The organism is Rhodanobacter sp. B04 (assembly GCF_002001125.1).
Lineage (GTDB): Bacteria > Pseudomonadota > Gammaproteobacteria > Xanthomonadales > Rhodanobacteraceae > Rhodanobacter.
Genome location: NZ_MUNV01000026.1, coordinates 341,266 through 359,775, shown reverse-complemented (window position 1 = coordinate 359,775; position 18,510 = coordinate 341,266). Strand labels below are relative to the sequence as shown.

The 18,510-nt window shown below is 59.6% G+C and carries 17 protein-coding genes and 2 pseudogenes; 7 read left to right on the top strand and 12 right to left on the bottom strand.

Annotated elements, in window-relative coordinates; all coding sequences use genetic code 11:
• Positions 1-100: 100 nt before the first annotated feature.
• On the bottom strand, positions 101-472 hold the full coding sequence (locus tag B0E46_RS16415; RefSeq protein ID WP_077556793.1) for a YciI family protein: 372 nt from the start codon (positions 470-472) through the stop codon (positions 101-103).
• Positions 473-546: 74 nt separating this feature from the next.
• Here B0E46_RS16415 and B0E46_RS16410 point away from each other — a divergent pair, with 74 nt between their 5' ends.
• On the top strand, positions 547-1,584 hold the full coding sequence (locus tag B0E46_RS16410) for an STAS/SEC14 domain-containing protein (RefSeq protein WP_139350592.1): 1,038 nt from the start codon (positions 547-549) through the stop codon (positions 1,582-1,584).
• Between the two features lie 14 nt (positions 1,585-1,598).
• Here the strand turns inward: B0E46_RS16410 and B0E46_RS16405 are convergent.
• Together B0E46_RS16405 and B0E46_RS16400 are read right to left on the bottom strand one after the other, a co-directional pair.
• Positions 1,599-1,772 (bottom strand): annotated as a pseudogene (locus B0E46_RS16405) (integrase core domain-containing protein); the annotation flags it as partial.
• A gap of 173 nt (positions 1,773-1,945) precedes the next feature.
• Positions 1,946-2,818 (bottom strand): hypothetical protein, encoded by an 873-nt coding sequence (locus tag B0E46_RS16400; protein WP_077556791.1) that lies wholly within the window; start codon positions 2,816-2,818, stop codon positions 1,946-1,948.
• 270 nt (positions 2,819-3,088) lie between these two features.
• On the opposite strand from B0E46_RS16400, the gene B0E46_RS16395 reads away from it, so the two are divergent.
• The 5 genes and pseudogenes from B0E46_RS16395 to B0E46_RS18020 form a co-directional block, all read left to right on the top strand.
• On the top strand, positions 3,089-4,105 hold the full coding sequence (locus B0E46_RS16395; RefSeq protein ID WP_254425200.1) for an alpha/beta hydrolase: 1,017 nt from the start codon (positions 3,089-3,091) through the stop codon (positions 4,103-4,105).
• Between the two features lie 706 nt (positions 4,106-4,811).
• Complete coding sequence (locus B0E46_RS16390; RefSeq protein ID WP_139350591.1) at positions 4,812-5,543, top strand: hypothetical protein; 732 nt, start codon at positions 4,812-4,814, stop codon at positions 5,541-5,543.
• Positions 5,544-5,813: 270 nt separating this feature from the next.
• A complete protein-coding gene (locus tag B0E46_RS16385) occupies positions 5,814-6,749 on the top strand; it encodes an IS1595 family transposase (RefSeq protein WP_077556789.1) in 936 nt (311 codons plus the stop codon).
• A gap of 2 nt (positions 6,750-6,751) precedes the next feature.
• Entirely contained in the window at positions 6,752-7,618 is an 867-nt protein-coding gene (locus tag B0E46_RS17530) for a hypothetical protein (protein WP_139350590.1), read from the top strand.
• A 119-nt stretch (positions 7,619-7,737) separates the two neighbouring features.
• A pseudogene (locus B0E46_RS18020) lies at positions 7,738-8,034 on the top strand (IS4 family transposase); the annotation flags it as partial.
• Between the two features lie 63 nt (positions 8,035-8,097).
• On the opposite strand, the gene B0E46_RS16375 reads toward B0E46_RS18020, so the two are convergent.
• Both B0E46_RS16375 and B0E46_RS16370 read right to left on the bottom strand, forming a co-directional pair.
• On the bottom strand, positions 8,098-8,388 hold the full coding sequence (locus tag B0E46_RS16375; RefSeq protein ID WP_077556788.1) for a HigA family addiction module antitoxin: 291 nt from the start codon (positions 8,386-8,388) through the stop codon (positions 8,098-8,100).
• A gap of 16 nt (positions 8,389-8,404) precedes the next feature.
• A complete protein-coding gene (locus tag B0E46_RS16370) occupies positions 8,405-8,686 on the bottom strand; it encodes a type II toxin-antitoxin system RelE/ParE family toxin (RefSeq protein WP_077556787.1) in 282 nt (93 codons plus the stop codon).
• A 172-nt stretch (positions 8,687-8,858) separates the two neighbouring features.
• Between B0E46_RS16370 and B0E46_RS16365 the strand changes: the two genes are divergently transcribed.
• A complete protein-coding gene (locus B0E46_RS16365) occupies positions 8,859-9,566 on the top strand; it encodes a transposase (protein ID WP_077556786.1) in 708 nt (235 codons plus the stop codon).
• Between the two features lie 38 nt (positions 9,567-9,604).
• Here the strand turns inward: B0E46_RS16365 and B0E46_RS16360 are convergent, their stop codons facing one another.
• The 7 genes from B0E46_RS16360 to B0E46_RS16330 all read right to left on the bottom strand — a co-directional run bounded on the left by B0E46_RS16360 (position 9,605) and on the right by B0E46_RS16330 (position 18,501).
• A complete protein-coding gene (locus tag B0E46_RS16360; protein WP_077556785.1) occupies positions 9,605-10,039 on the bottom strand; it encodes a hypothetical protein in 435 nt (144 codons plus the stop codon).
• A 567-nt stretch (positions 10,040-10,606) separates the two neighbouring features.
• Positions 10,607-11,815: a hypothetical protein gene (locus tag B0E46_RS16350; RefSeq protein ID WP_077556784.1), complete on the bottom strand. Its 1,209-nt coding sequence runs from the start codon at positions 11,813-11,815 to the stop codon at positions 10,607-10,609.
• The gene (locus tag B0E46_RS16345; protein WP_217316364.1) at positions 11,812-12,843 is read right to left on the bottom strand and encodes an AAA family ATPase; all 1,032 of its coding nucleotides are present in this window, start codon (positions 12,841-12,843) and stop codon (positions 11,812-11,814) included. The genes B0E46_RS16350 and B0E46_RS16345 overlap by 4 nt, the downstream gene beginning before the upstream one ends.
• 223 nt (positions 12,844-13,066) lie before the next feature.
• Positions 13,067-13,333, bottom strand: coding sequence for an ATP-binding protein (locus B0E46_RS17920; protein ID WP_217316363.1), 267 nt, complete (start codon positions 13,331-13,333; stop codon positions 13,067-13,069).
• 154 nt (positions 13,334-13,487) lie between these two features.
• Positions 13,488-13,691 (bottom strand): hypothetical protein, encoded by a 204-nt coding sequence (locus B0E46_RS16340; RefSeq protein WP_077556783.1) that lies wholly within the window; start codon positions 13,689-13,691, stop codon positions 13,488-13,490.
• A 118-nt stretch (positions 13,692-13,809) separates the two neighbouring features.
• On the bottom strand, positions 13,810-17,358 hold the full coding sequence (locus B0E46_RS16335) for a methylmalonyl-CoA mutase family protein (protein WP_077556782.1): 3,549 nt from the start codon (positions 17,356-17,358) through the stop codon (positions 13,810-13,812).
• Between the two features lie 210 nt (positions 17,359-17,568).
• Positions 17,569-18,501 carry an alpha/beta hydrolase gene (locus B0E46_RS16330; protein ID WP_077556781.1) on the bottom strand — a complete coding sequence of 311 codons (933 nt, stop codon included), beginning with the start codon at positions 18,499-18,501 and terminating at the stop codon, positions 17,569-17,571.
• Positions 18,502-18,510: the final 9 nt, after the last annotated feature.

The following is an 18,510-nucleotide window of genomic DNA, read 5'->3' as shown; positions in this document are numbered from 1 at the left end:
TCCTGATCAGCGTGAGGCCACCGGGCCGGGTCGCCGACGCCGCAAGGGTATTCGGGCGGAAAGCGGCGCCAAGGCATTCCTGGGAGTGGCATCCCAGCCCTCATCGGGCCTGGTAGAAATCCATGGGGATCAGCTCGACCGCCCATCCGCCCTCTTCGCCCAGCGTGGCGGCCGGGTGCATGGATGCGATGCGCAGCGCCTCGTCACGGCTGTCCGCCTCGATGATGAACAAGCCGCCCACCACTTCCTTCGACTCGGTGTAAGGTCCATCGGTGACCTGCGTCTTGCCGCTGCGCGGGCGCAGCGTCCTCCAGTTGTCCAGATCGCCCAGGGACGCGGAAACCAGCACCTTGCCGGTAGCACGCATCTTTTCGTCCAGGGCCGGGCACTGGCTCACCAATGCCTTGACGTCGTCGGGCGCCATCGCGGCGAATTTCTTGGGAGTGAAGTAGGCCAGGCCCAGGTATTTCATGGCAGATCCTTTGGGTGGGATTGCACTGACGACGAAGCTGACCATCGGAAATCGACAATGCGCTGGAAACATTCTTGGCGGGTCTCGGCCAACCTGTCCGCCTTGGGTCGGTCTCCACCGGTCGACAGGGGTCCGCCGCCGATCATACTGGGCGGCTGACAGGTCATCGTCGATCGGGCGCTCGATCCCATGCACGCACACGCAAAGCGGATCAGTTCAATCCGCACCGCGCTTTTGCCGCGCAAGCCCCTCAAACCCAAACCGGCCCCGCCGAGTTCACGCGTACCTCCGATTTCGCGCAGTACACTCGCCGTCCGGCAGTTCGCGCCATCCAGAGCGGCAACGGAGATATCCACATGTTGAGCATGATCGAGGGGCTTCCAGACCACGTGATCGGCATCCGGATCAACGACAAGCTGCGCGCGGAGGACTACGAGATACAGCTCATCCCGCTGGTCAACGACAAGCTGGAAAGGCAGCACAAGCTGGACTTGCTGTGTTGTATCGACGGCGAATGGAAGGGCATGGAGGCCGGCGCCGTGTGGCAGGACCTGCGGCTGGGGCTGGGCAAGATCGGCCACTGGGCACGCATGGCGATCGTCAGCGACGTCAAGTGGATCGAGAACGCCATCAAACTGTTCGGGCTGTTTTCTCCCGGTGAACTGCGCCACTTCGCCAGCAACGACTACGCGGCTGCCAGCGCATGGGTCTGCGAACGCGAGCGTTCTCGCATCGGCATCGCGCTGGATGCCGACATCGGCGTCCTGGTGCTGGAGCCTGCCGCGGACCAGGCGCTGAGCGAAGACGATTTCGAAGCCGTCGGCAAAGTGATCGACGACTATCTCAAGGACCACGACCGGCTTCGTGGCGTCTTGATTCACAGTCGGAAATTTCCCGGCTGGCAGAGTGTGGGCGCCCTGTTCGCCCACCTGAAATTCGTCAACGCGGTGCACGACAAGATCGACAAGATCGCGCTGGTGACCGACAGTCCCATGGGTACGTTCGCCGACCACGTACTCGATCCGTTGATGCTGGCCAAGGTCCGCAAATTCGATGACGACGAGCGCGACCAGGCCATGAGCTGGCTGGGCAATCCCTCCGCTTCTCACTGATTCCAAAAGTGGAGCTATGCGGCAGGCGCCAGTTTCTGCATCGGGGTGATGCCGCCGAGAGCCGTCTCCGCGCGCACATGGTTGTAAGTCCATGGCCAGCGGGTGGCCGTGTCCTGCACCTGTTCGATCGAGTCAAATAAGGTCCAGGCCAGCCACGCGTAGCGCACGGTACGGTTGTCGCGCTCCACCGTACAGGGTCAGGTTCACTTAGCCATGGCCGGCAACCGAATCCCATCCGATGCCGCAACCAAGCCGCGCCCGCAAGTGAATCTGGCCCTGTTGGCTTGGTCGACTGGACTCGCCCAACATGGGATCGGTCATCCCGTTCGATGCCAAGAACCCCTGACCAGCCTTGGGCATTTCAGATAGGGGGAAGAGAAAGCAGGTGAGCTCGCACGAGCGCCACAGCGTCCGTCACGTTCAATCCACTGAAATCCTCCTGGGTCGCCAGCGACGTGAGCAGGGCGAACAGGTTGCCTGCGTTGTTCAACCAGCGCACGCCCTCCTCGTGATCGTCCGGCATGCCTTTCGGCGGCCGGTCGCATTCAATGCTCAGATTGATCCAGACAATCGTTTGCGACTCGGCGACGAGGAGTGCGTCGAAGGCGCGGTTTCCGGTGATCCGCGGCGTCCGCTTCGGCGACGTGTACGGAACGCGCTGCGGTTGGAAGCCCATGAACTGTCGCCCTTCGTGCCTGGCTCGACTCACCAGGTTTTTGGTGAGGGCCAGCATGCAGCTCTCGATGCCGAGCACGGATTCCTCCATGCCGTTTTCCGGCTTGGTCAACACGATGAAGTTCCAGCCGGCGCCCTGGGCGAACAGGCTACGCAGCAGACTCTTGTAGGTTTGCGTTCCGCCCATGCCACCCATGATCACGAACGTGATGTTGTCCTGCGTGGCAAGCCTGCTGATGGCGTCGCTGGCATGTCCGAGACCCTGCTCGATCATGCCGCTGTTGACGTGGTTGAAATAGGCCCAATGCCCATTCGAACCTGTCCTCTGGATCGCCACGATGACCGTGCAACCGGTTTGTCCCCAGGTGGACAAATAGCCCGACGGCGCCTCTCCGCCGTAATCCATGTCGACGATCCGCAGGCTCTCCGCCGACACGTTCACCTGGCCGTGCCGGTTGCCATCGATAAGGCTCAACCAGGTATCGACGTCCGACGGACCGAGCTGCAGTTCGGTGACTTTTCTCGACTCGTCCGGAGTGTCCAGGAGGTAGCTGCACATGGCGAGATTTCCGTACGCGATGGAGGACGGGATACGGCACGAGCAGCGATGCCGCCACGGCGGAAAGTGTACTCCGCAGCTGCGATCTCCCGTCCGACAGGCCTTCGTACGCCTTCGAAAGCCGGCCGGCTTTTTGTGGCGACCAGCAGCCGCCTTTGATTTGGTCACGTCCCCTTTATTGCTTTGAACTTCCTTGTGCCCCTCCAGTCAATGAAGGGCCTGCCCGGCACCCCGGTCCAGGCCATCGACGGGAGACATGCCTTGAACAGGATGTACCTGAAAGCGGGCAGCGCCTTGCTGCTCACCGTGGCCCTCGGCCAGGCCCGCGCCGCAGACACGAACGCTGTCGCCACGTCGCCGCACATGCCCGACGCCTATGCGCAGCCGGCGAAGCTGGTCGACCTCGGCCACGGCCGTCACCTCAACCTGCGCTGCTCGGGCCGCGGATCGCAGACCGTGGTGCTGGAGGCCGGGGCCACCGCCGACTCCTCCACCTGGTACAAGGTGCAGCCGCTGCTGGCCGCCCACGCACGAGTCTGCGCATATGACCGGGCCGGCTTCGGCTTCAGTAGCGAAGGGCCGTTGCCGCGAAACCTCGACGCCGACGTGGCGGATCTGCACGCGCTGATCCAGCGCGCCGGCCTCACGACTCCGCTGGTGATGGTGGGGCATTCGCTGGGCAGCAACATCGTTCGCCGGTACGCGAGCCGGTACCCGATCGACGTGAGCGCGATGGTCCTGCTCGACCCACCCGCACAGGACATCGGCCGGTTCGCTCCCGCCTGGCAGAAGGACGAGGACACCCTCTCTGTACAGCGGTTCGCGTTCCTGCACCGCTGCGAGGCGGCCGCTGAAAAGCGCCAGCTGCCATCCAACGATCCGCAACTGAGCCACTGCCTAGGCGAAGCGAACCCGCTCGCCAGCCCCAGGCTCAACGCGGTGAACCTGGCCCACCTGTCGAGACCAGCGTTCTGGCACACCGTGTTGTCGGTACTCCAGGACAACGCCCGGGTGTTCAAGCAGCCGGTGCCGGCAGGCGAGACACACGGCCCCACACCCCTGATCGTGCTGTCTGCCGCCAACACCTATGCCGACGCCCAGCCCCGCGACCGCAAGGGGCTGGAAGAAGCCCGCGCCCATACGCAGGCGCAGATCGTCGCCACCTCCTCCCACAGCAGGCTGGTGCGTGTGCCCGATACCTCGCATGACATTCAGATCGATCGGCCTGAGGCCGTGGTCAAAGCGGTGGAGCAAGCCATGCAGATGGCGCGGCACGCGCCGGAGTGATGCGCTCCGACGGCACGTGACAGCGGAGTGAGTTGGGAGAGGACGCGTTCAATCCTTCTGCCGCTTATCCAACGGTGATTTGCTCGATCCTGCCTTCCCAATCGAACGGGTCAGGTTCACTTATCTATGGCCAGCAATCGAATCTAATCCGGCTTCGCAACCAAGCCACGCCGTAAGTGAACCTGGCCCCGCTTTGGACCGGGCCATCAGGGGTGGGCTTCAAGCCCGAGACTCTGTGCGACGCACGACGCGCACCTGGACGGGCTCCGCGATGACCGATGAGTGTTTGGGAACAACCGGGTCGCTACGCGACCCGAACCCGAAGGATGACTGGTGCGATCTTGGCACCGCATGAAACACCACGGCGGGTGGTCAGCGGCAAGACGGGCACTTACGCTTCGGCAACGCCGGGGAAGAGCATCTGCGTGTCTCTTGACCTCGGCGGCGAAATGGTGACCCCTGGTTTTGCAGGTTTTGGCCCAAGTCCGACGGACAGCCAGTTCTACCATTTCGATAGATCCAGACGGAGGCGTTTTCCGTATGAAGGGACGGTGATTTGCATGCACCTTGTGGTGCAAGCCGTTTTCAAGGCTTCCTCGCTGGTTGCTTCCTGTGAGTTTCCGGTCAATTTCCAGTGCACGTTGGGCGTCCTGCAGCTTCTTGTGGTCGGGCGACGTTGCTCCACTTCCGCTTCGAGGATCTATTTGTGGTCAAGCTCGCGATACTGCATCAGATATTGCCGATCTACATGGAACAGGATCCGCCCGAGGAAAGCCGTCATCTGGAAGTCGTGCTCAAGGCATCGGATCTGGAGACCTTTCGGAAAGGCCTTCAAAACATAAGTCCACGCGTGGTGGTACTCGACCTCGCCTTGCTTGGCAGTTCCCCAGAGAGCGAGGTGAAGGCGATTGAGGACGCCGTCAAGCCCGAGTTGACGATGATTGTGTATGCCTTCGCCAAATGGGATCTCATCGAGGCCCTCCGGGGAAAAGGAAGGCACGTGCTGCGGGCACCAATCAGTGTGCGCGCCCTGCGCGCTAACCTGGTCCACCTGATCGTGCGCAGCCTGCTGGACAAGCCGGAACCAGCACCCGAACCCACTGTGCCTGCAGGGAAACTGCCCGCTGGGCCGGCCCCGCAGCGCCGTTTCGACGACGTACAACTGGCCAATTTGCAGGAAATCATTTCCACCGTCGATTGCGAGTGCCCCAATCAAGTTGCTGACCTTGTGCTGGCCCTCAACGCCTTCGAGAACTACTCCCATGACTGCAAGAACCGCAACGCGGACGATGCCAAAGTCCATGCCATGCTTGCCCGCGTGACCGGGCACGCTCGCGCATTGATGGAAACAGCCATGGCGGAATTGTGCGCTTTCGAAAACATCGACATCGAGCACCTTGCGCACCGGGAAGGCATCCTGCCTGCCACCACCGAGTAGGTGCGTCTCGAAAAGCGGGACGGAGGCTGAGCTTTTCCCACGGTTTCATATTGCCGCGGCCATCCGGTCAAACAACGCGAGAGACGGCTCGCCTCGCCGAGAGAGCGCCCAAAACCGGCGATCAGAGTCGACTTTCCAAGGCGTCGACCTAGAAAAAAGTGCACTCTGAGGTGGCCCGGATTTTTCGGACACGTTAATTAAGGCGATTATGCACTTCTTGACTTTTGATCTGGTTCATGAAAAACTAGCCTCGCACTCAGGGGAAAGATCATGGCCACGAAGCAAAAGAACCCGCCCATCCATCAGCTGACGCTGCGCCAGTTTGAGGAAATGTTCCCCGATGACGACGCTTGCAAGGCGTACCTTGTGGCGATGCGCTGGCCGACTGGCGTGTGCTGCCCTAAGTGTGGAAGCCTCGGCGTCAAGGCACACGGCACGATGCTGTATCACTGGCTTTGCAATGACTGCGCTGGCGACGCCACAAACTATCGCTTTTCCGTAACGGTCGGCACGATCTTCGAGAACACGAACAAAGGTCTGCGCCAGTGGTTTCAGGTCATCCACCTGATGCTCATCAGCAAGAAAGGCGTCAGCGCCTTGCAGATTCATCGCTTGCTCGGCTTTGGCTCCTACCGTACCGCATGGAGCATGTGCCATCGCATCCGCGCCGGTATGGCCGACGAAGACTTCCAGAAGCTTATGGGCATCGTCGAAGTGGATGAGACCTACGTGGGGGGCAAAGCCAAGAACCGGCACAAGGACAAGCGTGGCGGTCCCGGTGGTACGGGTTCCGCTGGCGGCACAGGTGGTACAGGCAAAGCCATTGTGATCGGCGCCGTTCGTCGTAAAGGTAACGTCGTTGCTCGCGTGATCCAGAAGGCCAACGGTGAAGCCCTGACGCGCTTTGTCCGGGAAACGGTGTCGGCTGATGTCAGCCTGCTCTGCACTGACACCCACGGGGGCTATGCGCCGTTGGGTCTGGACTATCCGCACGGCGTCGTTAACCACACCGCAGGGCAGTACGTGGTGGGCGCCATTCACACCAACACCATTGAAGGTTTCTGGTCGTTGTTCAAGCGCGGCATCATGGGGTCCTATCACAAGGTCAGCACCAAATATCTTCCGCTGTACGTCGCCGAGTTCCAGTTCCGTTACAACAACCGCAAGAACCCTGATATTTTCCAAGCGGCCATTCAGGGGTGCTGAACATGCGCGTATGGATTGCGGTACTGATGTTGTTCTGGTGTGAAATGGCGTTTTCACAGCCACCAGTCCCAGCTCCAGCTGAAGGCGTTCAACATAAGCAAACACAATCCGGCGAGGCCAATAAGGCCACCAGCGGCGAGATACAAGCTGCCGCTAAAGTTCCGACCCTTGTAGAAATTGTCCGCACTAAGGCAGATGAAGATGCCCATACAGAGGAGCGACAGGACAAAAAAAAGTCCTCGTTTTATGAACGTCTTGTAGGGTGGGCCACTTTTGCCATGGCTTTCATTACCCTCGCGCTCGTTATAGGAACAGGGTTTCTTGCTCGTTACACATTCAATCTCTGGAAAATTACAGGAAAACTTTCCACGGATGCCCAAGCGACTTCTCAACGGCAGCTTAGAGCGTATGTACACATCAGTGACGTAAGCATTAACTCCATATACGCTGAAAAAAAAGTCACTGCTCAGATACCTATTAAAAATTTTGGGCAAACCCCAGCATATGATGTCCGTATATGGGTGGATATTTGCGCCCAAGAAATATCTCTTACTCCTAACCTTTCCACCCTCATTCATGATGGGACGAGTGCTAGAGGAATTTTGCCCCCAGGATTTGACTTTAAAGTACCCGTTAGTAGCAACGGGGTTCTTCCGCAAGCTGTTTACGACGAGATCGCAGCGAGTAAAAAAGCCATCTATATATGGGGAAGAATTGACTATTCCGATACTTTCGGCAGGCGCTGCTTCACTAAATTTCGTTTGAAGCGAACCAATGATGGAGTCACCCCCTTGGATAGTTTCTCGAACTTGGCCATGTGTGAAGGTGGAAACACTACTGAGCACGACGAACAAAAAGAACAATCGTAGAACTTGAGAAATGCCGGCCTGTTGCCTTGAGCCTACTCGGGGTCGTTTCTTAAAGTCAAGAAGTGCATAATCGCCTTAATTAAGCACTCATGGCTTCGTCATCCACAACCACCGACGTTCGATACGGGCACGCTTTCGAGGACAGCCTTACACGCAAGGGCGAGCGTATCGCGGTATTGCTCCTGCTCAGCACCTTGACGGCGTTTGCCACTTGGCTGGTCGGCATGGCCTGCGAAGCGAGTGGCATCGACCAATGGTTGACACCGTTCCGGTCGAAACGGCGGCTCTACTCGGTTATGCGCTTGGGGCGCGAAGCGCTCGTTAGGCAATGGAGTTGTGCGCGATTGAGTGAGCTCATTGACCCACTCCGATATCCCAGTACGAAACTGCTCAATCAACTGGGTGTGCCCGCATGAAAACGTGGGGAAACCTCAGAGTCTGACCCCTGTTTTGCTCACCGTAGAGGTCTCGCAGAATCCTCACGCCGCAATACGCTCGATCTGTTCGACCGTCTTGCCTAGCACCCGATGCGCCTCTTCCAAATCGAAGTCCGCCTGCAGGCCGAGCCAGAATCGCTCGCTGGTGCCCAATGCAGCGGCGAGGCGCACGGCTGTATCCGCCGTGACGCCACGCTTGCCGAGCACGATCTCGTTGATACGACGAGGCGGCACGCCGGCGGCACGCGCCAGCGCGTTCTGGCTGATGCCCATGGGAGTAAGGAACTCCTCGAGCAAAATTTCACCGGGATGGATGTTGGGCAACGTCTTCATGGTTGACTCGTTTGCGTCAGTGGTAATCGACGATCTCTACGTCGTGAGCATCACCGTCGACCCAGCGAAAGCAGATACGCCATTGATCGTTGATGCGGATGCTGTACTGGCCTTTTCGACTGCCCTTGAGCGCTTCAAGACGGTTGGCCGGCGGAACTCGCAGATCCTCAAGCGTGAAAGCATTGCCGAGCATGCGTAGCTTGCGACGGGACACGGACTGGATGTCGGCAGGCAGTCGCCGGGAAGGTACGCCGCCCCAGATCTTTTCCGCTTCCTTGTCGGCAAAGTTCCTGATCACGAAGAAACCATAACGCTAACCGTCATATAACGCAAGACGTTACGAACCCGGGACGGAGGAAGTTAAGCGACACGAAAACCGGCCCATTGCCCACGCGACCCACCCTGCATTCCCGATATCGCGCGCGACTCACCGCACGGACACTGGGTTCCCCCGACGATTCGGTTCGCCCATGCCTCGCCAAGCTCGCCTGGAGATCCCCGGCATACCGCTCCACATCACGCAGCGCGGCGTCAATCGCTGCGCCATTTTTCTGGATGACGAAGATCGCCGCCACTATCTGCGTCTGCTGGGCGAGAGTGCAGCAAGACACGGCCTGTGCATCCACACCTATGTGCTGATGGGCAATCATGTGCATCTGCTCGTCAGCTCCGACACCTCTGGCAAAGTATCGCTGGCCATGCGTCAACTGGGTCAGGCTTACGTCACTGCCTTCAATCGTCGCCATCGACGCAGCGGAACGCTGTGGGAAGGACGCTTCAAGTCCTGCTTGGTCGACTCGGATCGCTACCTGCTCACCGCGTATCGATATATCGAGCTCAATCCGGTGCGTGCCGCGATGGTCGAGAGACCCGAACATCACCACTGGTCTAGCGTGCACGCCAACCTGGCACTTTGCGAAGACTCACTGGTGACACCTCACCCCTGTTTCATCGAGATGGGGACGACGCCACAGGCACGCGCCGAAGCGTATCGAACGTGGCTCGAGCAAGGCGTGAGCAAAGACGAGCTGATCGCCATTCGCCAGCACCTGCAGCAGGAGCGCGCCTTTGGAAGCAAACGCTTTCAGACCATGGCGGAAAAGACCTTGGGCCGCCCGGTGAACGTGCGACGGCCGGGGCGACCGAGGCGAGACGAAGACAAGCCCGAAAGCACTTAACTTCCTCCGTCCCTGAGGTTTTAACACCGTTCGGTTGGTTACGGACTAGCTTGCGCAATCTCCAACAGTTTCTTCTTAAGAAGAATCGTCTCCTCCAAACAATCCGACACAGCATCGACATATTTGGCTATTGCCGATGTGTAATCATCGTTGCCAAACTTGGCGACCACTTCTTCCTTCTCCCGCTTTTGACCAGCACCCCAAGTGAAATAGAGAACTCTCGCTTCGCTATCAGTAGTGGTGCCCTCCAAATGACGCAATTCGCAACTAGCAACCCGGCTGGCCATAGCTTCGCCAATCGCGGATTGAAAGTCCGCTTGCTGGCTACGCGCTTGTGGAATGAGAACGTTAACAGTCGTCATCTGAAGGAGCACCTTCTTGGGCATCAATTCGTAATCTGCTTTTTGAGCCAGACACTGCGTAGAGCCGAGCACTAGAAAGAGTCTCAAAAATATCCTAATCAATCCCTTCATGGCTCCCCCTTCAACTAAATTTGTAGAAACGCGGCGAAACAGTCAGAGAAATTTTTGAAACCGGGATGGAAACCGGCACGGAGGACGTTAAGTCCATGGTGCGCGAAAACCATGTCATTTAACGTCCTCCGTCCCGGTTTCCGCCTAGCGTACACACGCACCTGGCCCGCGCACGCGATCCGCTCATCACACCTCACCCGCTCTACCTCGCGATGGGACACGACCAAGCTGAACGCGCACACGCCTACAGACAATGGCTGGACGCAGGCATCGCGCCGGATGACCTGCAACACCTCCGCGCATATGCCCGTCAGGAGCGTGCGCTCGGCGATGAGCGCTTCCAGCGAATGGTGGAAACTACCCTGGGACGCCCTGCCACGTGCCGCCCGCGTGGGCGGCCAAGGCTGACTCGCGCGAAGGACGAGGCTTAATTAGCCACGTCCCCTTTATTCCCAAGACAAGCCCGAAAGCATTTAACTTCCTCCGTCCCGGTTTCGTCTCTGTTTTTCATTGTGGGGAGGCCGCTACAAATCCTCACTGGTGGACCGGAAAACCTACTTGTTGCGTTCAATCCTCGACGAGAAGATCAATTAAAGACTCATAACGTCTCGCAAGGTGCGTGTTATTTAGCCGGCGCGCCACATCAGAATCTGAGCGAAGGGCTACGAGATCATCGCGAACGGTAACCGCATGCTCGCTAATGATTTCTGCGGCAATAGGTGCCCCGCTGTTGCTATAGAACACATTCCTCACATTGCCGTAGCTAGTTCTTCCGCCAGCCTCCCCGACATAGAGAAGGACAAGCCATTTGAGGATACGTTGTCTAGGCTCCGGCGGACAGTGTGCGAATGCTCCGTATTCCTTGAAGCTGCGAAGCAGCTCGCCATGCTGATTGAATTCTGTCCAGTGATATCCGATCTGCTCCATTTGAGCGAACTGCAGATTAAAGAAGTCAGCGCGCTGTGCCTGCCGAAGGTAGGGAAAGGCGCCGAGCGCATGAGCCACTCTAGCGGTGCGCTTGTCGATGCCACCGCGCCCAATACGTGATTGAAGAAATCCGGCGATGCTAAGTTTAACGGGATCAGCTGTAGCTGCCTCAAACGCCATGATCATGGCATAAGCATTCTGCTGCACGAGGTCCGACTGTGATCTATCAAGCGCCACAGACGTGAGGAACTTAAGAATCTCCTCCTGCCTCGGGTGCGGGGCCATTCTGTAGTCATCAAGAAGCTCATTAGAAGGTGCGACAGCGGTAGAGCTTTCAACTATCTGCTTTACCTCCGTAACACGCAGCACGTGGATAGGATCCCGTGAGAGGACAGCCTCAATGCAGGTCTTGAATATGTATACGCAGTCCTCAAGGCCAGCTTCATATTCATTGTCTTCATGCTCCAAATCGCGTCGGATTTCGTAACAACGATGGAGACGACGCCACTCTGGTCGCGACAAAAGGCCAATACCGTAGGCTAAGTCAATAAGCTTTGCAGTCGAGTAGTTTTCTATGTCATTAGGCTTGCTGATCGGCGGTAGCGAGCCTTGCTTCGCTGCTTCGCTTGCTAGATCTACACCGATGACGGTGACCTTCTCTCTCAAGTCATGAATTGCGGCGTTGAAGAGACGCTGGCAAGCGCTACTCGGATCAACGCTTAGCAGTACATGCACTCGACTTATGAGGTTCTTCGCTCTCCATGCCGGCCTAATTTGCGTTAGAAGGGCAGGAACATCCGATGCCTGAACTAAATCGGCGTTGGGCATAGGCACCAGTCCACTAGTCATTTGTGCTCCTTTAATCCGCCCGGAAAATCGACAACCTCAGCTGGTAGAAGAGCGCAAATATTGTTCGTTACTTCGCTGGCTTCGTCAGGATAAGCCTCGCCCCACGTTGTAAAGAAAGCCTCTTGGACAGATTCTATGGGTATGAAGCCAAGCACCTCTCCAACCTGACTGAAAAGTACATGCGGATCGCGGTTGGTCCTGCGGATTTCCCGCAGTCGTTCAATGAGCAGGGAAGCCTCCGCGAAGGGCTGGCTCAGCCGAATCGCGAGTCGAGCGCTCGTACTTTCGGCCTCAAGTACGCGATCGAAGACGTAAGCTTCAGGGCACTCGCCAGGCAACCGATATACCTTGTTCGGCCCGCTTTCGTCCTGCCGAGAGTCACCATCAATGATGCAGACAGAAGGAAAGCGCGTCGCAGGATTTAGGTTGTGATGCCGGTTGATCGTCACGGCAGTCCCGTCACCGGCCATTGCGTGCACTTCGATCTGCTCAATCTGGATGTTGGCACGGGCTCGTAGCATCGACCTGATCCACGCTGCGGCGAAGTCGTCTTCACAAAACACCGCTAATTGCGCCTCGATCTGGCCTGTAATAGCTCGAAGAGATGAAATGTCAAGCTTGCCTTGAAATACGTTGCCATTGATAGACGCCCATATTGCCTCAGGAGGAAGCGGCAGCAGGGCGTCATTAGAATGGGTTGTAAAAATTGTTTGGATCGCTTTCCGATCCGCCACCTCGATCAAATACTCAACGAGCCGTACTGTAGCTACCGGGTGCAGACCATTCTCGATTTCTTCGATCAAAACAAGACTGTTCTCTGGCGCAACTTCGATCTCCATCACCATTCGAATGATGCTTGATTCGCCCGCGCCGAAATGAAATTCAGAGTATTTTGTTCCATCGTCTGTTGCCCCTGTAAGTAGGGATACGCGACCTGTCAAATCAATCCTGATTTGTGAGTATTCGGCAATACTCTTGCCGAGAATTTTTTGCACCGCATCAGCGACCGGCTGTTGAATTGCACCCACTTTATCTGCTGAAACCGTGAAAGTTCCGGATGCACATTTCTGAAGTTCCTTTCGCTCGTTCGCAGGGACAGTTCGAGACACACCCAGTACAACTGTCGTCCTTTCCACCGCGTCGCGCGACCATTTGCTCTTGTGAAAAGCAGCAGTGCGCCGAACTGTGTCACTTCGACTGATGTTTCGGTCTATTAGTTCGTACTCAATTCTCCAGTCAGACATGCTCTCGTCAAACTTGCCGCTCTTGGAGAAGAACTGGCGTGGCTTTACCGACGCGTATGCGGTCGCAGCAGCCCCCCAATATGGTCGTTTTGCCGCCACCATTAGGCCCAATGATGGCCGTAACCGGAAAGTCAAAAGTTACGATTTGGCCTTTGAGTGCACGGAGATTGGCTAGATTGACTTTCAAAAGGTATTTCCCGTAGTTTTTCCGGGAAACCTTGTCTTTCAAGCCATTAATGGTGCTGGATCGGATCTGACTTTTGTAGCTCTGCATGCCTGTTCTCCCTGGATTCCCGCAAATAAACCGGCAAATTAAGCGATATCGTCCAACACGAAGCCATCGCACCTTTCGCAGATGCTCGAGTGCGGGCGGTCGCACCACTCCGAAAAACGGGACGGAGGAAGTTAAATCCCGCCCTTTGTGTTCTTCAAAGCTTGAACTCGAACTGCTCCGCCATCGGGTGTTTCCCCTTCGGCCACACCGGGCAGAACGCCTCCACCGCCTCCATCAACTCCACCCAATCCGACAGATCGCCTCTGCCCGCCTGCACGGCGTCCAGCACATCGCTACCGGCCAGCGGCTCGCGGCCAACTTCACGCTTTGAAGTTGGCGATTTCGGCGAACAGTTCATCCAGCATCCCCTGGCGATCGAACAGCGCGGAGTAGCCCTGCACTTCCTGCATGTTGAGCCGGCCACGCTGCGCGCGCAACAGCGCGCGGATGTCTCTGCTCGACCAGGCGGGACCTGGCTACATATTGCGACGGTATTCGCCGCCCACGTCATACAACGCATGCGAAATCTGCCCCAGCGAGTTGTACTTCACCGCCTCGATCAGCTGCTCGAACACATTGCGCCGATCGCGCGCCGTCACCTGCAGCACCTTGAGGCTGTCTGAGGCCAGCGCATTCCGCGCCTCCCCATAGCGCTTCACATTGGCGATCTGCTGCCCCTTCTCTTCTTCGGTGGAGCGAATCAACTCGATCTCGGTAGCAATCTCCCCACCATGATCCTTCGGCAGGAACGTGTTGACCCCGATCAGCGGCAACGACCCATCATGCTTCTTGTGCTCGTAATACATCGACTCTTCCTGAATCTTCCCACGCTGATACATCGTATCCATCGCCCCAAGCACCCCGCCCCGCTCACTGATCGCCTCGAACTCCTTGTACACCGCCTCCTCGACCAGGTCAGTCAGCGTGTCGACCACGTAGCTCCCCTGCCACGGGTTCTCGTTGAAGTTGAGGCCAAGCTCCTTGTTGATGATCATCTGGATCGCCACCGCGCGGCGCACGCTCTCCTCGGTAGGCGTGGTGATCGCTTCATCGTAAGCGTTGGTGTGCAGTGAATTGCAGTTGTCGAACAGCGCGTACATCGCCTGCAGCGTGGTGCGGATGTCGTTGAACTGGATCTCCTGCGCGTGCAGCGAACGGCCGGAGGTCTGGATGTGGTACTTCATCATCTGGCTGCGGCTGCTGGCGCCGTAGCGCTCGCGCATGGCGCGCGCCCAGATGCGGCGGGCGACGCGGCCGATGACGGTGTACTCCGGGTCCATGCCGTTGGAGAAGAAGAAGCTGAGGTTGGGCGCGAAGTCGTCCACGCTCATGCCGCGCGCGAGGTAGTACTCGACGATGGTGAAGCCGTTGCTGAGGGTGAAGGCGAGCTGGCTGATCGGGTTCGCGCCGGCTTCGGCGATGTGATAACCGGAGATCGACACCGAGTAGAAGTTGCGCACCTTGTTGTCGACGAAGTACTGCTGGATGTCGCCCATCATGCGCAGCGCGAATTCGGTGCTGAAGATGCAGGTGTTCTGCGCCTGGTCTTCCTTGAAGATGTCGGCCTGTACGGTGCCGCGCACCGCCTGCAGGGTTTCCGTCTTGATGCGCGCGTAGGTCTCCGCATCCACCAGCTCGTCGCCGGAGACGCCAAGCAGGCCCAGGCCCAGCCCTTCGTTACCCTTGGGCAGTTCGCCGTGGTACTGCGGGCGCTGCACGTTTTTGTAGATCGCCGCGATCTTCTTTTCGGCGGCGGCCCAGCGGGTCTCGTCTGCGCGCAGGTACTTCTCGACGTTCTGGTCGATCGCGGTGTTCATGAACATCGCCAGGATCATCGGCGCGGGGCCATTGATGGTCATGGAGACGGAGGTGCTGGGCGCGCTGAGGTCGAAGCCGGAGTACAGCTTCTTCATGTCGTCCAGGGTGGCGATGTTGACGCCGGAGTTGCCGATCTTGCCGAAGATGTCCGGGCGCGGCGCGGGGTCCTCGCCATACAGCGTGACCGAGTCGAACGCGGTGGACAGGCGCGTGGCGGCACCGCCCTGGCTGAGGTAATGGAAGCGGCGGTTGGTGCGCTCGGGCGTGCCTTCACCCGCGAACATGCGCGTGGGATCCTCACCGCTGCGGCGGTACGGATACACGCCACCGGTGTACGGGTAATGGCCCGGCAGGTTCTCGCGACCGAGGAAGCTGACCAGCTCGCCCCAGTCCTTCGACTTCGGCGGCGCCACCTTCGGAATCTTCTGGTGGCTGAGCGAGTCGCGGTAGTTCTCGACGCGGATGACCTTGTCGCGCACCTTGTATTCGTTGACGTCGGCGGTAACCGACTTGTACAGCGCCGGCCACTCGCGTAGCTGGTGGATGGCTTCGTGGCTGAGTTCTTTCAGGGCGGCGTTGTAGCGTTGGCGGAGGAGCAGCAGGGAGCGATCGACCATATGCTTTTCTGTGGGAGCGGCTTCAGCCGCGACGCTTTCGCCCTGCCCGGTCGCGACTGAAGTCGCTCCCACAGGGTGGAGCGAGGTAGCGTGCAGATCCGCGCTGCTGTACAGCTCCAGCGGACGTGGCAGCTTGTCGTCGCCCAGTTCCCTCAGCGCCTCGTAGTAGTGCTGCGCCTTGCTGGCGTACTCAGCCTGGTGCTCGATACCGCTGTTGATGCTGCGGCCCTGCTCGGCGATCTCGGCGAGGTAGCGCACGCGGCTGCCGGGGATCAGCACGGTGGCGCGCGGCGACTTCAGCGTGGTGTCGAGCTGCGGCGACCATTTCTCTTCCGGCAGCTTGAGCTTGTCGCGCATCAGGCGGCACAGGTTCGAGAACATCCAGGTGACGCCCGGATCGTTGAACTGGCTGGCGATGGTGGGATACACCGGCACGTCTTCGTCTTTCAGCGAGAAGGCGGTGCGGTTGCGCTTCCACTGCTTGCGCACGTCGCGCAGCGCGTCTTCGGCGCCGCGCTTGTCGAACTTGTTGAGCACGACGAGCTCGGCGAAGTCGATCATGTCGATCTTTTCGAGCTGGCTGGCCGCGCCGTATTCGCTGGTCATCACGTAGACCGGGAAATCGACCAGGTCGACGATCTCCGAATCGCTCTGGCCGATGCCAGCGGTCTCGACGATGACGAGGTCGTACGGCTGGCTCTTCAGGAAATCGATGCAGTCGTGCAGCACGATGCTGGTGGCGGCGTGCTGGCGACGCGTGGCCATCGAGCGCATGTAGACGCGATGGCTGCGCAACGAGTTCATGCGGATGCGGTCGCCGAGCAGCGCGCCACCCGAACGGCGACGCGTGGGATCGACTGCGAGCACGGCGATGCGCATCTGCGGGAACGCGTGCAGGAAGCGCAGCAGCAGCTCGTCCACCACCGACGACTTGCCGGCGCCGCCGGTGCCGGTGAGGCCGAGCACGGGCGTGTGCTTGCCGGCGAGCTTCCACTGCTTGCGCTGGTGTTCGAGCTCGGCGGCGCTGAGCTTGCCTTCCTCGATCGCCGAGAGCATATGGCCAATCGAGATCTCGTCGTCGATGTCGACTTTCGGCACGGTGCTGGTTTCGGACTCGGCGCGCTTCGTCGCGGCGGAACCGGCGCGCTGCATCACGTCCTCGATCATCTCGGTGAGGCCGAGCTTCATGCCGTCGTTCGGGTGGTAGATGCGCTCGACGCCGTAGGCCTGCAGCTCCTTGATCTCTTCCGGCGTGATGGTGCCGCCGCCGCCGCCGAACACGCGGATATGGCCGGCGCCGCGCTCGCGCAGCATGTCGACCATGTACTTGAAGTACTCGACGTGGCCACCCTGGTAGGACGACAGCGCGATCGCGTCGGCATCTTCCTGCAGCGCGGCGCGCACCACGTCTTCCACCGAGCGGTTGTGACCGAGGTGGATCACCTCCGCGCCCTGCGACTGGATGATGCGGCGCATGATGTTGATCGCCGCATCGTGGCCATCGAACAAGCTGGCGGCGGTGACGAAGCGCAGCGGCGTGGCTTCAGCCTGCATGGCGCCGGCGGGGACGTGCTTGGCGGGGGAACTCATGGCGACTCCGGACATCGTGTGCTTGAACTGCACGATTCTAGTGGATCGCCGGGGAGTGCGCCGTTCTGGGCCTGCCGACAGGTCATCCCGGCGCAGGCCGGGATCGCATTTGAACGGTGGAGGAGGAAAAGCGATGACCAGCTTCGCTGTTGAAAAACTCCTCCGGCCTGCGCCGGGATGACGGCAATAGGGCAAGGTGCGACGGGAGACCTACACGCAGAGCGACAGGTTCGGGCTGCCGACCACCCGCGTGCCCACTTCTTCGCCACGAACGAACGCCAGCGCCGCATCGATCACCTCGGGCGCATCGAGCACGCGGCGGTGGCCAAGCCCCTGCGTGGTGAACAGTCGCGCGCCCGGCCAGTACTGGGCGTAACGCTCACCCTCGCCCCACGGCACGTCTTCATCGTCGAGGTCGTGCACGATCAGGCCGGGCGAGCCCAGCGCGGGCAGATGGCGATGCACCTGCAGCTGCTCGACGCTGACGCCGGTGCGGCGCAGCAGCCACAGGTAGAACGCCTCGCGCAGGTTTTCGCCCAGATGCACGAAGCGGAAGAAACGGCCGGCCGCGGCGGCCATGTCGATCGCCGGCGCCACCAGGATCAGCTTGCGGGCACGCCAGGCCTCGTCCTGCGCCAGGGCGACCGCGGCGCCGCCGAGCGAGTGGCCAATCGCCAGCGCCGCTTCGCCGTAGTACTGGCCGACGGCGTGCACGGTGTCGGTGAATTCCGGCAGGGTGCACAGCTTGCCGCTGCTGTAGCCGTGGCCGGGCTGGTCGAAGGTGACCACGGCGTAGCCGAGCGCGCGCAGCTGCGCCACCCACGGCAGGAAACGCAGGCCGAAGCTGGACCAGCCGTGCGCCAGCAGCGCGTAAGGCTGTGCCACCGGATCGCCCCAGACATAGGTGGCGATGGTTTCGCCGTTGACGTGCAGCTGGCCGCGCTGCATCTCGTCGTCGCCCTGCACCGCCTGCGCGCGGGTGCGGCTGCTGGCGAACGGCGTGGCGAACAGGCGCGCGGCACGGTTCACGGTGTGCTGCGGGGCCAGGTGGCCGCCGAGCGCAAAACCGGCGCGCACGGTGCCCAGCTTGAAGCGGGCCGCCAAACCGGGGCGATTGACCGCGATGGAGGATTTGGAGGACATCAGCGCGTT

Bases quoted from the DNA above. Each gene is read 5' to 3' on its own strand.
- B0E46_RS16415 (WP_077556793.1), bottom strand. From the start codon at position 472: ATGAAATACCTGGGCCTGGCCTACTTCACTCCCAAGAAATTCGCCGCG.
- B0E46_RS16400 (WP_077556791.1), bottom strand. From the start codon at position 2,818: ATGTGCAGCTACCTCCTGGACACTCCGGACGAGTCGAGAAAAGTCACC.
- B0E46_RS16395 (WP_254425200.1), top strand. From the start codon at position 3,089: ATGTACCTGAAAGCGGGCAGCGCCTTGCTGCTCACCGTGGCCCTCGGC.
- B0E46_RS16385 (WP_077556789.1), top strand. From the start codon at position 5,814: ATGGCCACGAAGCAAAAGAACCCGCCCATCCATCAGCTGACGCTGCGC.
- B0E46_RS17530 (WP_139350590.1), top strand. From the start codon at position 6,752: ATGCGCGTATGGATTGCGGTACTGATGTTGTTCTGGTGTGAAATGGCG.
- B0E46_RS16375 (WP_077556788.1), bottom strand. From the start codon at position 8,388: ATGAAGACGTTGCCCAACATCCATCCCGGTGAAATTTTGCTCGAGGAG.
- B0E46_RS16365 (WP_077556786.1), top strand. From the start codon at position 8,859: ATGCCTCGCCAAGCTCGCCTGGAGATCCCCGGCATACCGCTCCACATC.
- B0E46_RS16360 (WP_077556785.1), bottom strand. From the start codon at position 10,039: ATGAAGGGATTGATTAGGATATTTTTGAGACTCTTTCTAGTGCTCGGC.
- B0E46_RS16350 (WP_077556784.1), bottom strand. From the start codon at position 11,815: ATGACTAGTGGACTGGTGCCTATGCCCAACGCCGATTTAGTTCAGGCA.
- B0E46_RS17920 (WP_217316363.1), bottom strand. From the start codon at position 13,333: ATGCAGAGCTACAAAAGTCAGATCCGATCCAGCACCATTAATGGCTTG.
- B0E46_RS16340 (WP_077556783.1), bottom strand. From the start codon at position 13,691: ATGAACTGTTCGCCGAAATCGCCAACTTCAAAGCGTGAAGTTGGCCGC.
- B0E46_RS16335 (WP_077556782.1), bottom strand. From the start codon at position 17,358: ATGAGTTCCCCCGCCAAGCACGTCCCCGCCGGCGCCATGCAGGCTGAA.
- B0E46_RS16330 (WP_077556781.1), bottom strand. From the start codon at position 18,501: ATGTCCTCCAAATCCTCCATCGCGGTCAATCGCCCCGGTTTGGCGGCC.